Source organism: Psychrobacter sp. YGAH215 (assembly GCF_007280595.1).
Lineage (GTDB): Bacteria > Pseudomonadota > Gammaproteobacteria > Pseudomonadales > Moraxellaceae > Psychrobacter > Psychrobacter faecalis.
In genome coordinates this window covers 1-1118 of sequence record NZ_VKLR01000066.1, presented here as the reverse complement: position 1 = coordinate 1118, position 1118 = coordinate 1, and the positions used below count along the sequence as shown (strand labels likewise).

Here is a 1118-nt window from a genome sequence, read left to right as displayed (position 1 = left end):
AGATAACATTGCTGCGAATGCTGGCAACATCATCAAAGCCAAAACCACGGTGACTAAAGGTGACAACATTGAAGTCAGCTCATCGACCAATACAGATGGTTCAACCAACTATCAAATTGCTACTGCCAAAGACTTGACGGTCGATAGCATCAAAGCGGGCAATAGCACCTTAAACAGCGCAGGCGTTACCATTACTGATGGGACCAAAACCACCACTGTCAGCAGTGCTGGCACCAATGTCACTGACGGTATCAACAGCAGCACTTATGGCGCTAATGGCTTGAGCATCACAGGTGGCCCAAGCATTACGACGACAGGCATTGATGCTGGCAATAAGAAGATCACCGGTGTGTTAGCAGGATCAACAGCAACTGATGCGGTGAACTATGAACAACTTAGTGCGACCAATGCCAATGTCGCCACCAATACCATTAACATTGCTGACAACAGCAAACGTTCAACAGGTAACTTAACTGCCTTAGGTGGTGGAGCCAAATATGACGTGGCAACGGATACTTATACCGCGCCAACTTACGCCTTAAATGATGGTACTGAAAGCTTTAACACCGTTGGTGGTGCGCTTGGTAACCTAGATACCCGCACCACAAAGAATACAGGTGACATTGCTGCGAATGCTGGCAATATCATCAAAGCGAAGAGCACCGTTAGCCAAGGTGAGAACATCTTAGTCACTGAAACCAAAGACAGTGTGACGGGTGCCAGTAACTACGAAGTAAAAACGGCACGTGCGCTTAACCTTGATAGTGTCACCACGGGCAACAGCAAGTTGGACACTGCTGGTTTAACCATCACAGGTGGCCCAAGCATCACGACGACAGGCATTGATGCTGGCAATAAGAAGATCACCGGTGTGTTAGCAGGATCAACAGCAACTGATGCGGTGAACTATGAGCAGCTCACAGGACTTGCGACCGTCGGTAACGACAAGATCAATCAACTTGGCGGCAACAGCGCAAGCCACTTAGGTGGCGGTGCAACTTACAACGCGACGACGGGCGCCATCACAGCCCCAAGTTATCAGTTGGACAAAGGCACCGTGACCGCAACCAACGTGGGCGGTGCGCTAACCAACCTTGATGGTCGTATCAGCACCAACA

General features: G+C 49.6%; 1 pseudogene. It reads left to right on the top strand.

Annotation, left to right across the window (positions count from 1 at the left end):
- A pseudogene (locus FOR85_RS12695) lies at nt 1-1118 on the top strand (hypothetical protein); the annotation flags it as partial.